Raw genomic sequence first — 18,236 nt, 5'->3', positions numbered from 1 at the left:
GCCGCATCACCCGGCCCCGCACACGCGTTCCACGATCCATGCCCAGAGGTTGGCCATCAGCCGGTCGAAATCCGTCGTCACCGTACCGTCGGCATTGGCCTGCGAACTGAGCCGGTTGTACTGGTGGAGGCTGGCGTCTCCCAGGTAAACGATCCGGTCCGTACCGTTCACCCCCACGATGAGCGTGCCGCCCTGCCCCGAAACGTCGCTGACCACCAGCGGCGTCACCCGCGACGGATAGTCGGAGCAGTAGGCCGCATAGTCGTCCGCACGGACGACGGGCGCATTCTCGGCCACCGTTCCGAAAGGCATCGTGAAGAAGCGCGCGTTGGCATCGGTCCGCGCCGCCCGCCGGAACTGTCCGCCCAGGTTGTTCCGGTAATAGTATTTCCACGTGCCGTCCGAAGTCAGGTATTGCCGCAACTGCGCGTTGCTCGTATCGGTGTCCGTGCCTACGATCAGCACCCGGCCGGGAGCAGCCCGGAGCCAGGCGAGGACCACCTGTGCCAACTCGTTCGAAATCGGGGTGTTGTATGTCAGATAGATCACATCCTGCGCCCCGATCGTCGCCTGCATGCTCCGGAAAATCTCCTTGTCCGCGGCGCTCCCCGTCCCCGTGGCCTGCATCTCCGCCCGCGACGCCTCCGAGAAGGAGAAGCCGCCGATGACGACCGTTCCGCCCGGGGAGAAATTCTTCGCATTGTCCAGGATACGCCGCATGGGCAGTCCGCTGGCCGAAGTCGGGGTGTTCGTCCCGAGGTCTCCGATCTCCTGCACGGAGAGCACGCGCACGATCCGGGTCCTGAACTGCGAGGGATTTCCCTGCGTCACCGCGATGTCGAACGTCCAGCGCCCTCCGGTCACCCGCAGCCGGGCCGTTATGTCCCGATCCGTGCGGTTGTCCGCGAGCGCCGAGAACGACAGGTAGGAGAGCGTCTCTCCGGCCCCGGCGTCGCGGCCGATAGCGACCGAGAAACTTCCGTTCTCCAGCACCTCGCCGGTCTGCGACGCCTCGCCGCCGGTCGGAACGCCGGAAGCGTCGAGCCAGCGGACCGAGTAGGGGACCGTGGCCTGCACGTCCACCCGCGCCGTCTTCCCGGCGACATAGCCGAGCGACACGCTGCGGGCGGAGACCCCGAGGTAATTGTCGCCCTCGAAATACATCTCCGTCGTGAAATCCTCCCACGCCTCCGTTTCGACCGCAATGCTCGTCGCCCGGCTCGTCGCGGCCGTATCGGGATCGCTCCATCCCTCGCCCAGCACCTTGCGGATGCGGAAAACATACTTGTAATTCCGCAGCACCTGTCCGAACGGATGCCCGTCGATACCCGGGTCGAAGTCAATCCGGTAGTAGGAGAGCCGCTCCTGCCCGTCGTAGTACCCGCCGACGACGATGCAGGTTGCCTCCGACAACTGCGCCGCCGGGTCGCTCTCGGCCGCGGACTCCGGGAGACAGATTCCCGCGACCGACGCCGGGTCGGGTTCCGCGGCGGTCACCTTCACCGGATCCGCCGACTTCTGTGCCCCTGCAAACACCGAAGGCGCCGTGACGCGCGGCGACTCGGCCGAACCCATGTCGTCCGGAACGATCCTTATTTTGTCGTTCGGCCGATAGACATAGACCTCCCCGATCCGGAAAGGACGGGAACCGGCATCGAGCGCCTTCGTCACATCGACCCGCGCCACGGCGCGCAGCAGCCTGACATCGAAGCGGTTCTCCGCATCCGCCCGCAATCCCGACGGAAGAGATATCTCGCCGTACATCGGCAGATCCCCGGTCAGCCCGGAGAACGACCGTCCGATCCGCTCCCGGACCGTCGCCTCGTCGCTCCCCGCGGCAGGCGCATACCTCTCGAACGCATCGCCGTAATTGCACACCAGCGCCAGTTTCACCGGGTTCGGCGTCCCGGGAAGCCGAACCTCGAACCGCGTCGCACTCCCGGAGAACCGTACCTGCTCGCCTTCGGCCATATTGCGGTAAAGGTAACGGCCGCCTTCCTGCTCGAAGACGAGCACCCGGACCGTTCCCACCCGGCTCTCCGCCTCGTCGAGGTCCTCCGCCGCCCGCATTTGCGGAAGCGAAGGCCGCGGCGGGGCGATCGTCAGGCGCACGACCGCCTCACCGCCGGCCGGTTCCCGCTCAGAGGCCCCGGACGACGGGTCTTCGGAACAGGCCGCCCCGAACAGACAGAGCACCGCCAGCGCAACCGCCGCCCGCGACCGGATCGTTCCGGCCCGCCGTCCGCGGCGGACTTTCCTGCTTTTTCCGCATTCGTTCATAACCGTTACCAGATTTCCCATTGATACACTTCGTTCCAAGGCGTAATCTCCGTGCGGATCGTCACTCCGGTTCCGTCCCGCAGGTCGATCAGCAGGTTGGACGTCCGCCCCGAGGGCAGGGCGATGGGCAGTCCGTCGTCGTTCTCCGTCACCGCGATCACCGCACGGTCCGCGACGGCCCTGCCGGCCGCCCGCTCGTAGAGCGTTACGGTCACCGCTTCGGCCACGGTTCCGGAGTGGATGACGTTGAACGCCGCCCCGGTCGTCAGATCGCCCCGGTCGTCGAAAGCGCCGCTCCGGCGGATCGTGGCCGTTCCGCCCGCCGGATTGCCCTCATAGTCGTAGCCGTCGTCGGGCAGTCGCACGGTCAGGTAGTAACGCTCCTCCGGCAAACCGGCATCCAACCCCCGGACCGTAATATGCATCCGCGCGTTCTTGCGGACGACGACCACCTCTTCGGGCGTCTCGCCACCCGCCGGAGCCGGTTGCGCGCTGCCGAAATACAGGTCGTCCGGCACACCGTGGTAGCCGTCGCCGTCCCCGATCAGGGAGACGGCCGCTTCCCCGATACGACTTCCGTCGGCGGGAATACGCAGAAGCTGCCCCTCCCCGGCATTGGCCCAGACCGAGATCCGGCACGCCCCGGGATCCGCACCCGGAAGCGGAACCGGCACGTGATGCACGACCTGTTCCGATCCGACGGAGACACGGCCCGCGAAGGTCCCGTCCGGCGAGAAGAGGAACAGTTCGGCCTCTCCGGCCGCACCGCTCTCCGTGATGTCCCGCCCGGTCGCGGCGTCCACGATCTTCAGGACGACCGACCGCCCCGCCTGCGACAGCGGACAGCCGGCCCGGTCCTCGCGGATACATCCCGCAAGGAGCGCGAGCGCCAGCAACGCTATGGAACGTTCCCGCACGGCCTACCACTCTACGTTCTGGACGAGTTCGGTCGCCCATTCCTGCGGCTCGACGGTGACCGTGAGCGACGCGGGATCGGCCGTGACCTCCGGATCGGTACTACCGCCGCCCAGCCGCCTGAGCGTCACATTGACCGTATAGACGCTGTTGCGCCGGATGAAGGTTCCGTCGTTCGTACCGCCGCCCGTCACCGTTCCGTCGTTGATGCGGAACGAAAAGTAGGTCGGCTCCCCGGCATAGGTTCCCGCCAGCGTGATGAGCGTCGTGTTCCCGTCGGCGTTGTCGCTCGGCAGCACGTAGAAGTAGCGGTTGGCGTGATCCTCCGTCGTAACGGTCTCCGCGAGGTAGTCCCGGGCCTCGCTCTTGCCGCCCTTCATGCCTCCGTAGAAGAGATCGGGCGTATAAGCCGCCGAAGGCACGCCCATCTGCGCCGATCCGCGGGCCTTCATGACCATCACCCCGGTCAGGGCGAACTTCGCCGCATCGTGTCCCGCCTCGGGTACGATGGAGACGGTTCCCAGCTTCACCTTCGCCACGAGCCGGCTGACTGCCACGGTGCTCGTCTCGGAGGCGTTGGCGGTGAGTGTCACCGAACCTTCGCCGCTCATGAACAACCCGTCGGCCGCGGTCTTCTGCGTGTCGAGGCCGATGACGTTCCGCACATCGGCGAACCAGTCGTAGTCGATACCGTCCGGGAAGGAGACGGTCGAAGGGACGTTGGCCAGCACCACCAGCTTCTTCGGTCCGGCGAGCAGTCCGGTAATCGTCTCGGAAAGGACCGACGGAGCGAAGGTATGCTTCTTGTCCAGCGTACCGTTGGCATTGAAAACGAACACCGTGACGTTATGCACGCTGTTTTCCGCCGCGGCGAGCTCCTCCTGCTCCGGATCGCCCGCAGGAGCCACGGCCCGCACGGAAGGCTCCTGTCCCTTCAGCGTAACGGTAAGGGAGGCCGTCGGTCCGGCCGCGGGCCCCTGCTTCGTCTCCCCGCCGTCGCAGGCGGTCATTAAAAACACGATTCCCAGCAGCCCTGCGAACACGGCCCGGACACTTTCTCTCCCGGAATGGATACTCTCTTTCATGGCAAATGATTTTATGTTGATACAAACTGCGAAGGCCGGCAGGTAGCTCCGCGCGGCGTTCTCCGACCGGATACTGCAAAAACCGGGACATTTCTCCGGCCGCCCGTTCTCCTTTCGGGCGCATTCAGCCGCCCCGACGGCGCCCCGACGCACGCCGTCCGGGCGGACGCCCATGTTTCCGGCCGAAAGGCGGCACGCCCCGGAGCCGCCGCCGGGAACATGCGGCGGACGGCGGAATTCCGGCCCGGCCGAAGGAAAACGCCCCGCACAGTTGCAGATTAGCCGTTTCGATCGTAAATTTGCCTGCGGCGGCGCGCCGGTCCTCCGCGGACGGCAGCCCCGCAAACCCGAACTCGCCATGAAAGACCTGAATCTCGAAATAGCCCGGCTGCTGCAATGGGCCGGCCTGGGCGGCCTGCACTCCGAATGGGAGATCCGCATCGTCGTCATCGCCGGAATACTCCTCGTCTCGTACCTCGCCACGAAGGCGTTCCGCCGCCTCATCATCCCGGCATTGCAGAAAATCAGCGCCCGGACCCGGGCGACATGGGACGACCATCTTTTCCAGGACAAGGTCATGCACGGCGCCTGCCGGCTCATTCCGCCGATCGTGTGGTACATACTCCTGCCGCTGGCCTTCGACAGCTCGCCCGTTCTGCTGGAGCTGCTCCGCAAGGGGTGTCTGATCTACCTGATCGTCGTCGCGCTGATGCTCGTCAGCGTATTTCTGGACACGCTCCGCGAAATTTCGGACGAACACGAGACACTGCGCAACCGGCCGCTTCAGGGCATCTACCAGATGATCAAGCTGCTGTCGGTCTCCGTCGGCTGCATCCTCGTGGTCAGCATCCTCATCGGCCGCGACGCCACGACGATCCTGGCCGGGCTGGGCGCCTCCGCCGCCGTGCTGATGCTGATTTTCCGGGACAGCATCCTGGGACTGGTGGCCGGCGTGCAGCTTTCGGCCAACGACATGCTGCGCCCGGGCGACTGGATCACGATGGCCAAATACGGCGCCGACGGTTACGTGACCGAAGTTTCGCTCACCACGGTCAAGGTGCAGAATTTCGACAAGACGATCACGACGATCCCTCCGTACGCGCTGGTCAGCGATTCGTTCCAGAACTGGCGCGGCATGCGCGAATGCGGCGGACGGCGTATCAAACGTTCCGTCCTGCTCGACGCCTCCACGGTGCGGTTCTGCACGCCGGAAGAGACGGAACGGCTCCTCAAAGAAGGACTGGCACAGAAGGAAGATTTGTCGGAAGACGTTGTGAATATGCGGATTTTCCGCAGTTACATGCAACGTTACCTGAAGTCGAACCCCGGCATCCGTCCCGATCTGCTCCAGATGGTGCGGACCCTGCAACCCACCTCCGAAGGCATCCCAGTCGAGATCTACTGCTTCACCAAAGCGACCGACTGGATTCCTTACGAAACCTTCCAAAGCGCGCTTTTTGACCACATCATCGCCATCCTGCCCCGGTTCGGATTGCGCATCTACCAGCGCCCGGCGGGCACGGACTTCCGGAGAAATCCGGCCGGAAATCCGTGATGCGGCCGTGCCGGGGGAATAATAATCCGGTGATTATTTGGTATTCCGGTTTTATTTCCGTACCTTTGTAAAACAGGAGGGTGGAAAGACCTGTCCATGAACGAAGTCTTTCTCCGAAACCTTTCCGAAAAACCGATTTGGTATAACTTATGCAGCGTATAGGTTAAAACGAACCTATACGCTGCGATTTTTTTTATTCATTCTCAAAAACATCGACATTATGAAACATGCATTTTTAGGGGCTTTCGCACTTCTGCTCTCCGCCGTATCCTGCTCCGACGACGACAACAACAACGGCTCCGGAACGCCCGAAAATCTGGTAACCCCGAAAATCAGCGCCCGGATCACGGAACAGGTGGCGCAGGACGCCCCGTTCACCGGCATTCTCGAAATCTTCCCTTGCAGGGCGGGCGGATCCGACTATTTCGGCAACTACATCAACGGCAAACTGACGATCTTCAACGGGTACTACACGATCGTACAGGGCGACGTCTACGGGAACAACAACCGGGAACTCCATCTGCCGATCGGTCCTTACAACATGGTCTATTGGGGCACTCCCAAGCACGAGGAACCGATTCACAATTCGCCCGAGATCAACAGCCCGGGCATCGTCAAGGGAGCCAATCTCGCCGACATGTACTTCAGCCTGAGACCCTACGGCGACGGAACCTACAAACCGGTCTATGACCTCGTACACGCCGTACAGGAGACCCGGATCGGATCGGAAGAGCTCCATACGGGCCTCATCCGCGTCAGTGCCGGACTGATCGTAAACCTCAGACAGAAGGACAACGCCGTGTTCAACTCCAACGTCAAGAGCGTGAAGGTGCAGATCGGCGGCATCGCCGAAAAGCTGAACTTCTACACGGCCGAACCGGTGAACCAGACGAAAACCGTACGCTTCGACCTCTCGCGCTCGGAAGACAATACGACGATGAGCAACGCGACGGTCATGCTGTTCCCTTCCGCCCCGAATCCCACGCTGGAGTTGTATATCACGCTGGCCGACAATTCGATCCACAAGCTGACGCAACCCCTGAACTCCTCGCTTTCGGCCAACACGCTGCTGACGCTCAACGTCGTGATCGGCGAAATCCTGCCGGAGGGCAATCCCGGAGACTTCACGATCACGGACTGGAACGAGGAGAGCGAGACGATCGAATTCCCGACAGTCGAATGATCCGCCGGAGATTCCGGAACGGGCCGCCGCGCCGGACCTGAGAACACCCCGTCCGGAATCGCCGAACCATGAAGAAAACGCCCCTGCCGCCTTTTTGCAGCAGGGGCGTTTCCGCGGAAACATTCCTCGTCTCCCGACAAAGCGACCCGGATTCGAAGCGGAGCGGAAGGGCGGGGGAAGGACCTCCGGCCGCACCGTCCCCGGCAGTGATGGAAACGGCGGCGCGCAAAGCGGCCGCTATCCGATCCGGACCGGAACGACGGGCTGCCGCCGCACCTCGTCCAGCGGCTCGGAACGATACCGTACCTGTCCGAAGTCGATCGCACGCAGGTCGATGCTGCGGATCGTACTGTCGTACATCGTGCGGTAGTAGATCGTCCGGCCCGCAGGATCCGTCGCCGAGGTCCACTGCGTGGCGCTCGGAATATCGGCCGGAAGCTCGCCCTGCGGGAACTCCACCCCGACCGGAATATCGAAATTGTTGAGTATCTGGAAACATTGCAGCACGGCGTCGAAGGCCGTCGCCCGCTGCGGAGCGGTCGTCTGATAGAACGCCGCCCGGACGAACCGCGACGGCGGCGTGACGTCGCCCGGCAGCCCCAGCATGCCGCTGCCGGCCCCGAACGCCGCGAGGCGGACGCCCTCCATCCGGCGTTCGGGAGCCGATCCCGGATAGAGATTGACGTAGTTGTTCAGATTGGTCAGTTGCCATTCGAAGCCCGGCGAGTTGGTCAGCACGCCCAGCTCGTTCTCATAGAACACCGCATGGCGGTCCACGATCTCCAGCACTACCTGACGTCCCGAAACGTCGGCGAAACGCCAGTGCACGGTCGAGGCGCGCGGGTCGATGCCGATGACACGCACGTTGCCGAGCAGCTCCTTCACCTCGTCGATCGTGCGGCATGCGCCCAACACCAGCGACACGAGCTGCAAGTCGGCGATGCTCTCCTCCTTCCGCGCCGGATCGTAAGCCTCGTACTCGCCGTAACCCGGAAAGTAGAAGAGTCCGGCCGACAGCCCCTCCTCGTTCAGTCCCTCGGCCACGAACTCCTCGCGCTCGACCGACAGCCCGACATAGCCGTAGCGGGCCGTGAACAGCATCCCGTCCATACCGTCGGGCGTGAAGGAGCGCCGGGCATACCCCCTCGGCACGACGACATAACGGCTGTTCAGATCGCTGCCGCCCCATTCGATCGTGCGGGCGACGACACCGGTCCCGTCGGCGGCCCGGAGCGTGATGCCGGTGCAGGCCCGGAGCGGCTGCGGCACGACGGCGACAAGCGCGGCGGCCAGCGGCAACAGGAAATACGTTCGTTTCATAACGGATGATTTTTACACCGGCGAAACCGTTTTCCCCGGTTCTGCAAATATAGCGATTATCCGGGGAGTTTTCCCGAACCGCCGCGCATATCGGTCCGCCCGCGGCATCTTTCGGCCCGCCGTGTCCGGGGAAGGGAAGGCGCTTACGACCGTTTCCGGTAGCTCAGCGCCGCCCAGAGGTTGAACAGCACGGCGAAGAGCGCGAGAGCCGCATAGTCGGTCCGGAGATCGGCGACGGTCGCCCCCTTGAGGTAAACCGCCCGCATGATGCCGATGAAGTAGCGGGGCGGCAGGAACCAGGTGATCCGCTGCGCCCATGCGGGCATCGACTCGACGGGGGTCAGCAGGCCGCTCATCAGGATGAAGATCATCACGAAAAAGAACATGCCGAACATGGTCTGCTGCATGGTCGCCGAATAGTTGGCCGCGATCACACCGAATCCCGACATGACGAAGATGAAAAGCGCCGCAGCCAGGTAAACGGCGCCGAGCGACCCGACGGGAACCAGGCCGTAAACCGCCCAGGCGAGCGACATGGCCAGCGTCAGCACCCCGAGGCCGATCGCCCAGTAGGGGATCAGCTTCGCCAGCGTAAAGGCGAACTGACTCACGGGCGTGACGTTGATCTGTTCGATAGTGCCCGTCTCCTTTTCCCCCACGAGGTTCAGCGCCGGAAGAAAGCCGCAGAGCAGGATAAGCAGCATGATCATCAGCGCCGGAATCATGTAATTGCGGTATTCAAGCGTCGGATTGTAACGGTTCTCGACCACGACGGGATCGGGTTGCGCCTGCAATCCCCGCTCGCCGCGCAGCTCGGCGACGGAGGCCGCGACCGTCCGCACGAGGTACTGCATTCCCAACGTGCCCTTCGTGGCGTTCACCCCGTTGGCCGAAATGCTCACGCGCCGCGGTGCGTCCTCTTCGAGGCTGCGCCCGAAATCGCGCGGAATCTCCAGCACGGCATCGGTATTCCCGGCTTCGAGACTGCGAAGCGCCGCGGAGAAATCGTCCGATACGCCGCAGAGCGTGAAATAATCCGAAGCGCCGATCTTCTGCACGATCCGCCGCGAAGCCGGCGAACGGTCGCAGTCCACGACCGACACGCTGACATGCCGGATGTCCATGGTCGTCACCCACGGCATCACGAGCATCACCATCATCGGAAACATGAGCGCCATCCGCGGCAGGAACGGATTGCGGAAAAACTGCCGGAACTCCTTTTCGAGCAAAACCGCGAGTGTACGCATCGTCATTCGAGTTTATCGTTGAACTTCTTCAGCGCAATGACGACGAGCAGGACGGTCATAACCGAAAGGATGAGGAAATCCCCGAGAACCGCGGCGAAAGGCAGTCCCTCGATCATCAGTTTGCGGATGGCGTCGATATACCAGCGGGCCGGAACGACGCACGAAAGCAGGCGCAGAACGCCGGGCATGTTCTCGATCGGAAAAACCATGCCCGAGAGCATGATGAGCGGCATGAGCATAAGCATGGCCGAGATCACCAGCGCCGTCACCTGCCGGTCGGAAATCGTGGAGATGAACAGCCCGAGCGCCAATGCCAGGGCGAGGTAGAGCAGCGACAGGCACACGATTCCCGCGACACTGCCCGACATGGGCACGTCCAGTACGAAACGGGCCAGCAGCAGGATGGAGACCAGATTCAGACACGACAGCGCGAAGTAGGGGATCATCTTGGCGAAGACGATCCGGATCGGCCGCACGGGCGAGACGAGCAGCACTTCCATCGTGCCGGTCTCCTTCTCGCGCACGATCGACACGGAGGTCATGATCGCGCAGATGACGATGAAGATCAACCCCATGATGCCCGGCACGAAATTGTAGGCGCTCTTCATTTGCGGATTGTACAGCAGGCGCGTCCCGGGCGATGCGTCCGGAACCCCGGACGCCCCGGGCAGCAGCACGCTCTGCAGATAGGCGGCCCCGGCCGCGGCCATGTTGGGATTCGAAGCGTCCATGACCAGTTGCACGGCCGGGGCCACAGCCTCTCCGCCGGCCGACACCGCCGTCCGGCGGTCGAAATCGTCGGCGAAGACCGCCACGGCATCGGCCCTGCCGGAACGCAGTGTACGGTCGATCTCGGGCCCGGCGACATAGCCTTTGAACGTGAAATAGGGATTCGCTTCCAGCCGGGCCACGCATTGCCGGACCGCTTCGGTCGGGTGCGGCGCGACGACGGCCACATTGACGTTGTTCACCTCGGTCGATATGGCGAATCCGAACAGGAGCAGCTGCACGACGGGAATGCCCAGCACGACGAGCATCGTGCGCGGATCGCGCACGATATGCAGCGTCTCCTTCCTGACGAACGACAAGAAACCTCCCATGCGACTATTCGGTTCGTTTGGCGCCGCGGGCCAGCGTCCGGAACACCTCGTCCATCGACTCCGCGGCAAATTCTCTCTTCAGTTCGGCGGGTGCGCCCAGCGCACGTATCCGCCCGTCCACCATGATCGAGACACGCGAACAATACTCGGCCTCGTCCATGTAGTGCGTCGTCACGAAGACGGTCATCCCTCCGGCGGCCGCCTCGTAGATCAGCTCCCAAAACTGGCGGCGCGTCACGGGATCGACACCCCCCGTGGGCTCGTCGAGAAACACCACCTCGGGACGGTGCAGCGTCGCCACCGAAAAGGCGAGCTTCTGTTTCCACCCGAGCGGCAGCGCCCCGACGAGCGTGCGGCTCTCCCGCCGGAAATCGAGCCGGCGAAGCAGCGCGACCGCCCGACGCAGGATCTCGCGCCGCGAAAGGCCGTAGATGCCGCCGTACAGCCGGATATTCTCGATCACCGTCAGGTCGTCGTACAGGGAGAAGCGCTGGCTCATGTAGCCGATATGGCGCTTGATCCGCTCGCCCTGCCGCGCAATGTCGTATCCGGCGACCGTGCCGCCGCCCGAAGTGGGGCGGCTCAGCCCGCAGAGCATCCGCATGGCGGTGGTTTTCCCGGCGCCGTTGGCTCCGAGAAATCCGAAAATCTCGCCCCGCGCGACCTCGAACGAAATGCGGTCCACGGCCTTGAAGCCGCCGAAACTCTTGCTCAGCTCCCGGACGGATATGATGGGTTCATTCATGGTGCATCCGTTTTATGAAAACATCCTCGATTCCGGGTTCGGCCGGGCGGAGGACAACGCCGCGGAAACCCTGGCCGGCGAGTCTGCGCACGAACCCTTCGGGATCGAAATCCGGTCCCGCAACGAGGTGGTGCGCCTCGCCGAAAGGATAGCACTCCTCAACGCCCGGCTCCCGCCGCGCCGCCACGAGCAGACCGTACATCTCCCCGCCCGAAAGCGCATAGAGCCGTCCGCCGAAACCGCGGACGATTCCCTGCGGCGTATCGACGCCCAGCAGGCGTCCCCTGTCGCAAAGCGCGATGCGGTCGCAGCGGCGCGCCTCATCCATATAAGGCGTCGAGACGAGCATCGAAATTCCACGGCGCTTCAGGTCGGAGAGCATGTCCCAGAACTCGCTGCGCGACACGGCATCGACGCCCGTGGTCGGTTCGTCCAGGAAAAGCACCGACGGGCGGTGGATCAGCGCGCAGCAGAGCGCGAGCTTCTGTTTCATGCCGCCCGAGAGTTTCCCGGCGCGGCGCGTGCGGAACGGCTCGATCTGGCGGTAGATCGGAGCGATCAGATCGGCATTCGCGCGGCGGTCCACGCCGAACAGCGCGGCGAAGAAACCGAGGTTCTCTTCTACCGACAGATCGGGGTAGAGCGAGAAACGTCCGGGCATGTAACCCACCCGCCGGCGGATCTCCCAGTAGCCGGACACGATGTCGAACCCGTCCACGGCGGCCCGGCCGCCGTCGGGCACGATGAGCGTCGCAAGCAGCCGGAACAGCGTCGTCTTGCCGGCTCCGTCGGGACCGATCAGTCCGAACAACTCGCCCCGCGCGACCCCGAACGACACGCCGTCGAGCGCGGTCAGCGTCCCGTAACGTTTGGTCAGTCCTTCGACCGTAATGGCGGTTTCCACGGCGAAAGGATCATTTGTCACCGGACAGACGGACCTCGCCGTAAAGCCCCAGCTTCAGCCGCCCGTCGTTCCGGACGGCTATCTTCACGGCATAGACCAGATTGGCACGCGTATCGCGCGTCTGGATGGTCTTGGGCGTAAATTCGCTTTCGGAAGCGATCCACGTGATACGCCCGGGATAGTCGTATCGCGCATCGCCCCCGAAGTCGGCCGTCACCGTGACCGGCTCGCCGAGCCTCAGCCCGGCGAGCTGATCCGAAGTGAAGTAAGCCCGCAGATAGAGCGTCCCGAGATCGGCGACCTTCATCAGCGGCCGACCCGCCGAAGCCAGCTCGCCGGCCTCGGCATACCGGGCCAGCACGGTCCCCGCGACGGGCGACACGATGCGGCACTTGCGGAGCTGGTCCTCGACCTGCGCGATCTGCAGGTCGATGGCCGAGGCGTTCTCGTCGATCGACGCGGCGCTGTTCGCAAGCGTCGAGAGCAGCGCTTCGAGCTGGCCGTTCAGGACCTTCAACTGCGCGTCCATGTCGTCCAACTGCTTGGCCGTGGCCGCACCGTCGCGCAGCAGATTCTCCACGCGCCGCCGCTCGGTCCGCTGCTTGGCGATCTGCTCGCGCAGTGCGGCCGCCTGCTTGGCTATATCCGGCCGTTCCGAACGTACCGAGGCACGCTGCCGCTCCAACTGGAGCCGCCGCAGGTAAAGCTGTACGGTGTCGATCTCGCCGACCTGCTCTCCGGCCGTCAGCAGATCGCCCTCTTCGGCATCGAAGCGGAGGATGCGTCCCGCGGCTTCGGCCGACACCGTCACTTCCGTGGCCTCGAACGTCCCCGTGGCGTCGAAGTTCCCGCCGCGGTCACATGCGGCCAACAGAAACGCTGCCGCACAAAACAAGATTCGTTTCATCGGTTTATCGTATGTTTCAGTTCGTAAATCGTCTTCAGCAACTCGATCTCCCGCGCGCTGCGTGCCGCAGCGGCGGCATCCTCGTCGGCGATCTTCCGCAGCAGCCCGTTCGTATCCAGCACGCCGTTGCGCAGCTCCGATTCGGCCGCTTCGCGCACCGCCCGCCGCAGCCGGACGATCCGGTCGTCGTCGGCCAGCGCGCGCCGCAGCCGTGCGATCTCCCCGCTTTCTTCGACTGCATCCAACCGGTTGTCGAACAAGAATATATCCCGTTGCACCTCGACTTGCCGTTTAGCCGCATCGAGCCGGCCCAGCGAATTCCGCTTCGTGTAATATCCTCCGAAATTCCACGACATCCGAATCCCCACAAGGGCGTTCCACGTCCAATCGGAGGTCATCATACTACCGAAATAATCCATGCCCGGATAACCGTAATATCCCTGCACGAAAAGCCCGAAACGGGGCCGTGTCGCCGCCTTCACCAGCCGTTCCTGCGCCGAAATGCGGTCGATCCGCGCATCGAAGAGGCGCAGTTCGGGGCGCTCCGGTCCGGCGGCGACGGGTGCGTCCGACGCTTCGGGACGCCGCAGCGCTCCGTCGCCCAGTTCCCGGCCGATGAACAGTTCCAGCATCCGTCGGTAACTGTCGCGCGAAGCCTCCACCTGCGCGAGCTGCTGGCCCGCCGCAAGCAGCTCGGCCTCCACCGCATCGGCGTCGGACTGCGCCGCCGCACCGTTGCGCAGCAAAGAACGGACCTTGTCGAGATCACTCCGCAGCAGTCCGATCGTGATCCGCGTCTGCGCGATCCGTTCGTCGAGCAGCAGGATGCCGAAATAGAGGCCGTCCACACGCCCTTCGAGCGCATAGAGGTCCGCATCGGCGGTACGTGCGGCCTCGGCGGCTTCGGCTTCGGCCATCCGCTTGTCGGCCGACGACTGGCCGCCGTCCCAGATCGTCTGGCTCAGTTCCAGTTGCGCCTTGTACTGGTCCCTGTTCAACCCGGGAATCTCCAGTCCCTGTCCGGCGAGAAATCCCGTCATCTCGCGCGGAAATCCGGGAACATCGGTCTGCCAGGTCGCCTGCGCCGACAGGGAAAGCTGCGGCAGCCAGGCCCGGCGGGCATTCGACAGATCGTATTCGGCAGTACGCCGGATCAGGTCGTACTGCCGAATTTCGGGATAATGCCCGCGGGCCAGCTCCCGGCACTCGTCGAGCGTCGGCTGCGCCTGTGCTCCGAGTACGCACGGCAGCAAAACGGAGAAAAGCAACGCCCGTCTCATACGTCTCTGCGGTTTCGGGGCATCAGCCGCCGCATGACGACTTCGATCGTCTCCTGCTTGCGAAGTCTGAAAAACGTTTCGCGATCGGCTGCCAGATCGCCGAGCAGCGGCACGATCACCGGATAGGCGATGAACGGAAAGGCGTTGAGCGAAATGATATCGAGCATCAGCATCCGGACATCCATCGGCTCGGTCTCGCCGCGGGCGGCGGAGGCGTCCAGTTCCCGCTGGATGTCGAGCATCAGGACATTCGCGATGCGGCGAACGCTCCGCTGCATACACTCGTAACGGTCGGGGCGAGCCAGCACTTCATTGACGATGAAACGCGGCAGGTCGGGATTGGCCGCGATGAAATCGAAATGGCGTTCGATGCCGTTGCGCAACCGTTCGGGAAGCGGCAGGCCCGGTTGGCCGAAAGCCGCCAGCACCGATTCGCTCATCAGCCGCATTTTTTCGTCGAGAATCCGCTCGAAGATATGTTCCTTCGTGCGGAAGTAGTAGTGCAGCATGGCGTGGGTCACGCCCGCTGCCTCGGCGATCGAAGTGGTCCGCGCCCCGGCGTATCCCTTCGTCAGAAACTCCCGTTCCGCGGCCTTCAGGATCGCCTGCTCCTTGTTTTGCTGAGGTTTCGTCATGCCTTTTCCTGTATTAACATCTATATTTAACAATTTTGTTTACGCAAATATAAGCACAAAAAACCGAATCCTCCAACAATTCTGTTCATTTTTTTTCATCCGAACGCTCCGCGGAGACAGACAGCGGCCCGCAGCGGAGCGTCTCCGGCCGCACGGCCCGGGCAGCTCCGTCCGCAATCCGGACCACAGGCCGTAACCGGTCGGGTATCCGCCGCATCCGGCAGGGGATAGCCGGACCGCCGCCGGAAATCCGCACGCGGTCCGGCAAGGCATCCGAATCCGCCGTTCCGGCCCGGCCGATTTGCATATCCCGGGAATTTTTCGCAAACTTGTAGCCCGAAAACCGCCGGCAGCTTTCACTCCGGCAAACGACCCGACTCTATTATGATGAAAACCCGAACTCTCTGCTGCGCGGCGGGCCTATTGCTGCTCGCCGGCTGCCGCTCCGAGCAGCCCGTGCGCCCGAAGGAGCTGCGATGCGAGAACCTGACCGATCCGCTCGCCATCGACTCCGCCCGTCCTCATTTCAGTTGGAAAACCGACGCCGGCGGCGACTTCCGCCAAAGCGGCTACGAAATCCGCGTCGCGGCGGACAGTACGGAACTGCTCGGCGAAGGGGCCGGGCTCTGGAACTCGGGGCGCGTGGCCTCCGGCGCATCCGTGCTGGTTCCCTACGAAGGGCGGCCGCTGGCATCCCCCTCGCTGGCCTACTGGAAAGTCCGCGTCTGGGACGATGCGGGCCGCGTATCGGCATGGAGCGCGATCCGGCGGTTCGGCGTCGGCATTCTGGAGCCGTCGGGCTGGACGGGAGACTGGATCGGACTGCCGGGAACGGAGTGCCCGCTGCTGCGCAGGCGTTTCGAGGCGGCGGATACGGAACGGACGCACCTGCTGCACGTCGCCTCGCTGGGTTACCACGAGGTCTATGTAAACGGCCGCAAGGTCTCCGACCGGGTGCTCGCCCCGGCCGTGTCGGAACTCGGCAAGAGAGCCCTTTCCGTCACCTACGACATCACGTCCCTGCTCGCGGAGGGACGGAACGAAGTGGTCGTATGGCTCGGTCCGGGCTGGTATCGCCGCGACACCTTCCGCGACGCATCGACCGACGGACCGTTCGTGAACGTCCGGCTGGACGAGATCGCCCCGGAGGGCCCCCGCACGCTTCTCGTCAGCGACACATCGTGGCAGGGCGGCGAGAGCGGCTATACGCCCACCCCGAGCGCGACGTGGCGGCCCCTGGCCTTCGGCGGCGAATGCGTGGACGGCAGCCGGGTCCCCGCGGACCTGACACCGGAGACGCTCGACGGACGCACGTGGCGGCCCGTCGCCACGGCCCGGCTGTCCGGACTGAAGATCTCGCCCCAGATGTGCGAGCCGAACGTCGTCCGCGATACGCTGCATCCGCGATCGCTCCGCCGCATCGCCGACAGCGTATGGGTCGCCGACATGGGCCGCGAGTTCAACGGCTGGATCGAACTGCGCATGACCGGACTGAAAAAAGGGCAGCGCATAGCGATCGACTACTCGGACTGGACGAACGACGACGGATCGTACCGCCCACAGGAAAACAACTCCAACTTCGAGGACCTCTACATCGCTTCGGGCGAAGGGACGGAGGTCTTCCGCAACCGCTTCGACCACCACGCTTTCCAATACCTCCGGATCAGGGGGCTGGCCGAAGAACCGGCGATGCTCGCGGGATACGCCATCCAGGGCGGCTATGCCGACGCTTCGACCTTCGAGTGCTCGGACACCGACCTGAACGCCATCTACGACATGGTGGAATATACGCTCCGCAATCTGGCTTTCGGAGGCTACGTGGTAGACTGCCCGCATCTGGAACGCATGGGTTACGGAGGCGACGGAAACGCCTCATGCCGCACGTTCCAGACACTTTTCGACGCCGCGCCGCTCTACATGAACTGGCTGCAAATGTGGGCCGACTGCATCCGCGACGACGGCGGAATGCCCCACAACGTACCCAATCCGTACCCGGCCGGAGGCGGTCCCTACTGGTGCGGCTTCCTCATCACCGCCTCGTGGCAGACCTACCTGAACTACGGGGATTTCCGCCCCGTCGAGCGCTACTATCCCGTCATGCAGCGCTGGCTGGAGTACGTGGACCGATACACCGTGGACGGACTGCTCGGACGATGGCCCGACACGGACTACCGGGGCTGGTATCTGGGCGACTGGCTGGCTCCCGAGGGCGTCGATTACACGGCGCAGGAGTCGGTCGATCTGGTCAGCAACTGTTACTTGTGCGAATGTCTCGACGCCCTGTCGAAGATGGCCGCGCTGCTCGGCCGGGAGGAGGAGGCCGCACGCTACGGCGAACGCCTGCAAGCGCTGCGCACCCGCATCGGAGAGAAGTTCTACGACCCGGAGACGGCCCGCTACGCCACCGGATCGCAGATCGACCAGATCTATCCGATGCTTGCCGGGGTCACGGCCTCCGAGGAGGTTCCGAAGGTCACGCAGCGGCTTTTCCGCGAGACGCGGGAGCGGCTCGGCGGACACATCGGCTGCGGACTGGTCGGCGTGACCGTGCTCACCGACTGGGCCATCCGCGAGGGACAGGCCGACTTCGTCTGCTCGATGCTCCGCAAGCGCGACGTACCGGGCTATCTGGCCATGATCGACCGCGGAGCCACCACCACGTGGGAACACTGGGCCGGCGACCGCAGCCGGATACACAACTGCTTCAACGGCATCGGCGCATGGTTCGTGCAGGCGTTGGGCGGTATCCGCCCCGACGAACGGGACCCGGGCTACCGGCATATCCTATTCCGTCCGCAGACGCCCGCGGGCATACGGTGGGTCCGGGCGACCAAAGAGACGCCCTACGGCACGGCCGCGATCGACTGGGAAATCGCCGAAGGCCGCTTCGCGGCCGACATCGTCGTCCCGGCCAACAGTACCGCCACCTTCTTCCTGCCGGACGGAGTGCGCACCTGCGAACTGGACGGCCGGACGACGGGGACACCGGACGGCAGGGTAGCGCTCGCAGCCGGACGGCATACGCTCGCCTACGCAACCGGACACGGCAACCGCTGACGGAGACACCTGCCCGGACAGCG

14 protein-coding genes are annotated in these 18,236 nt (G+C 64.1%); 3 read left to right on the top strand and 11 right to left on the bottom strand.

What is annotated here, in order from left to right; genetic code table 11:
* Nucleotides 1-6: 6 nt before the first annotated feature.
* From KB554_RS08120 to KB554_RS08110, 3 genes are read right to left on the bottom strand one after another with little or no spacing between them, the layout of a single operon-like run.
* Nucleotides 7-2,280: a hypothetical protein gene (locus KB554_RS08120; protein WP_242116327.1), complete on the bottom strand. Its 2,274-nt coding sequence runs from the start codon at nt 2,278-2,280 to the stop codon at nt 7-9.
* A 5-nt stretch (nt 2,281-2,285) separates the two neighbouring features.
* Nucleotides 2,286-3,197: a FimB/Mfa2 family fimbrial subunit gene (locus KB554_RS08115; RefSeq protein ID WP_211035492.1), complete on the bottom strand. Its 912-nt coding sequence runs from the start codon at nt 3,195-3,197 to the stop codon at nt 2,286-2,288.
* Between the two features lie 3 nt (nt 3,198-3,200).
* Nucleotides 3,201-4,280, bottom strand: a complete 1,080-nt coding sequence (locus KB554_RS08110) for a fimbrial protein (RefSeq protein WP_242116326.1) — start codon at nt 4,278-4,280, stop codon at nt 3,201-3,203.
* Nucleotides 4,281-4,638: 358 nt separating this feature from the next.
* Here KB554_RS08110 and KB554_RS08105 point away from each other — a divergent pair, with 358 nt between their 5' ends.
* Together KB554_RS08105 and KB554_RS08100 are read left to right on the top strand one after the other, a co-directional pair.
* Nucleotides 4,639-5,835: a mechanosensitive ion channel domain-containing protein gene (locus KB554_RS08105; protein ID WP_211035491.1), complete on the top strand. Its 1,197-nt coding sequence runs from the start codon at nt 4,639-4,641 to the stop codon at nt 5,833-5,835.
* A 220-nt stretch (nt 5,836-6,055) separates the two neighbouring features.
* Nucleotides 6,056-7,018, top strand: a complete 963-nt coding sequence (locus KB554_RS08100; protein WP_211035490.1) for a FimB/Mfa2 family fimbrial subunit — start codon at nt 6,056-6,058, stop codon at nt 7,016-7,018.
* A gap of 237 nt (nt 7,019-7,255) precedes the next feature.
* On the opposite strand, the gene KB554_RS08095 is transcribed toward KB554_RS08100, so the two are convergent.
* From KB554_RS08095 to KB554_RS08060, 8 genes are all read right to left on the bottom strand, one after another.
* A complete protein-coding gene (locus KB554_RS08095; protein WP_141429831.1) occupies nt 7,256-8,338 on the bottom strand; it encodes a choloylglycine hydrolase family protein in 1,083 nt (360 codons plus the stop codon).
* Nucleotides 8,339-8,481: 143 nt separating this feature from the next.
* Entirely contained in the window at nt 8,482-9,585 is a 1,104-nt protein-coding gene (locus KB554_RS08090; protein WP_211035546.1) for an ABC transporter permease, read from the bottom strand.
* Nucleotides 9,586-9,587: 2 nt separating this feature from the next.
* The gene (locus KB554_RS08085; protein WP_211035489.1) at nt 9,588-10,685 is read right to left on the bottom strand and encodes an ABC transporter permease; all 1,098 of its coding nucleotides are present in this window, start codon (nt 10,683-10,685) and stop codon (nt 9,588-9,590) included.
* A gap of 4 nt (nt 10,686-10,689) precedes the next feature.
* The gene (locus tag KB554_RS08080) at nt 10,690-11,430 is read right to left on the bottom strand and encodes an ABC transporter ATP-binding protein (RefSeq protein ID WP_141429834.1); all 741 of its coding nucleotides are present in this window, start codon (nt 11,428-11,430) and stop codon (nt 10,690-10,692) included.
* Nucleotides 11,423-12,334: an ABC transporter ATP-binding protein gene (locus KB554_RS08075; RefSeq protein ID WP_211035488.1), complete on the bottom strand. Its 912-nt coding sequence runs from the start codon at nt 12,332-12,334 to the stop codon at nt 11,423-11,425. The genes KB554_RS08080 and KB554_RS08075 overlap by 8 nt, the downstream gene beginning before the upstream one ends.
* 10 nt (nt 12,335-12,344) lie before the next feature.
* A complete protein-coding gene (locus tag KB554_RS08070) occupies nt 12,345-13,241 on the bottom strand; it encodes an HlyD family efflux transporter periplasmic adaptor subunit (RefSeq protein ID WP_141429836.1) in 897 nt (298 codons plus the stop codon).
* On the bottom strand, nt 13,238-14,521 hold the full coding sequence (locus KB554_RS08065) for a TolC family protein (RefSeq protein ID WP_211035487.1): 1,284 nt from the start codon (nt 14,519-14,521) through the stop codon (nt 13,238-13,240). The genes KB554_RS08070 and KB554_RS08065 overlap by 4 nt, the downstream gene beginning before the upstream one ends.
* Nucleotides 14,518-15,156, bottom strand: a complete 639-nt coding sequence (locus KB554_RS08060; protein WP_141429838.1) for a TetR/AcrR family transcriptional regulator — start codon at nt 15,154-15,156, stop codon at nt 14,518-14,520. The genes KB554_RS08065 and KB554_RS08060 overlap by 4 nt, the downstream gene beginning before the upstream one ends.
* A 384-nt stretch (nt 15,157-15,540) precedes the next feature.
* Between KB554_RS08060 and KB554_RS08055 the strand changes: the two genes are divergently transcribed.
* Entirely contained in the window at nt 15,541-18,213 is a 2,673-nt protein-coding gene (locus KB554_RS08055) for a family 78 glycoside hydrolase catalytic domain (protein ID WP_211035484.1), read from the top strand.
* The last annotated feature ends 23 nt before the right edge of the window (nt 18,214-18,236 follow it).

This window comes from Alistipes sp. Marseille-P2263 (assembly GCF_018101075.1).
GTDB classification, from domain to species: Bacteria; Bacteroidota; Bacteroidia; order Bacteroidales; family Rikenellaceae; genus Alistipes; species Alistipes dispar.
The sequence above is the reverse complement of the archived record's forward strand: the minus strand, read 5'-3'. Positions and strand labels throughout refer to the sequence as shown.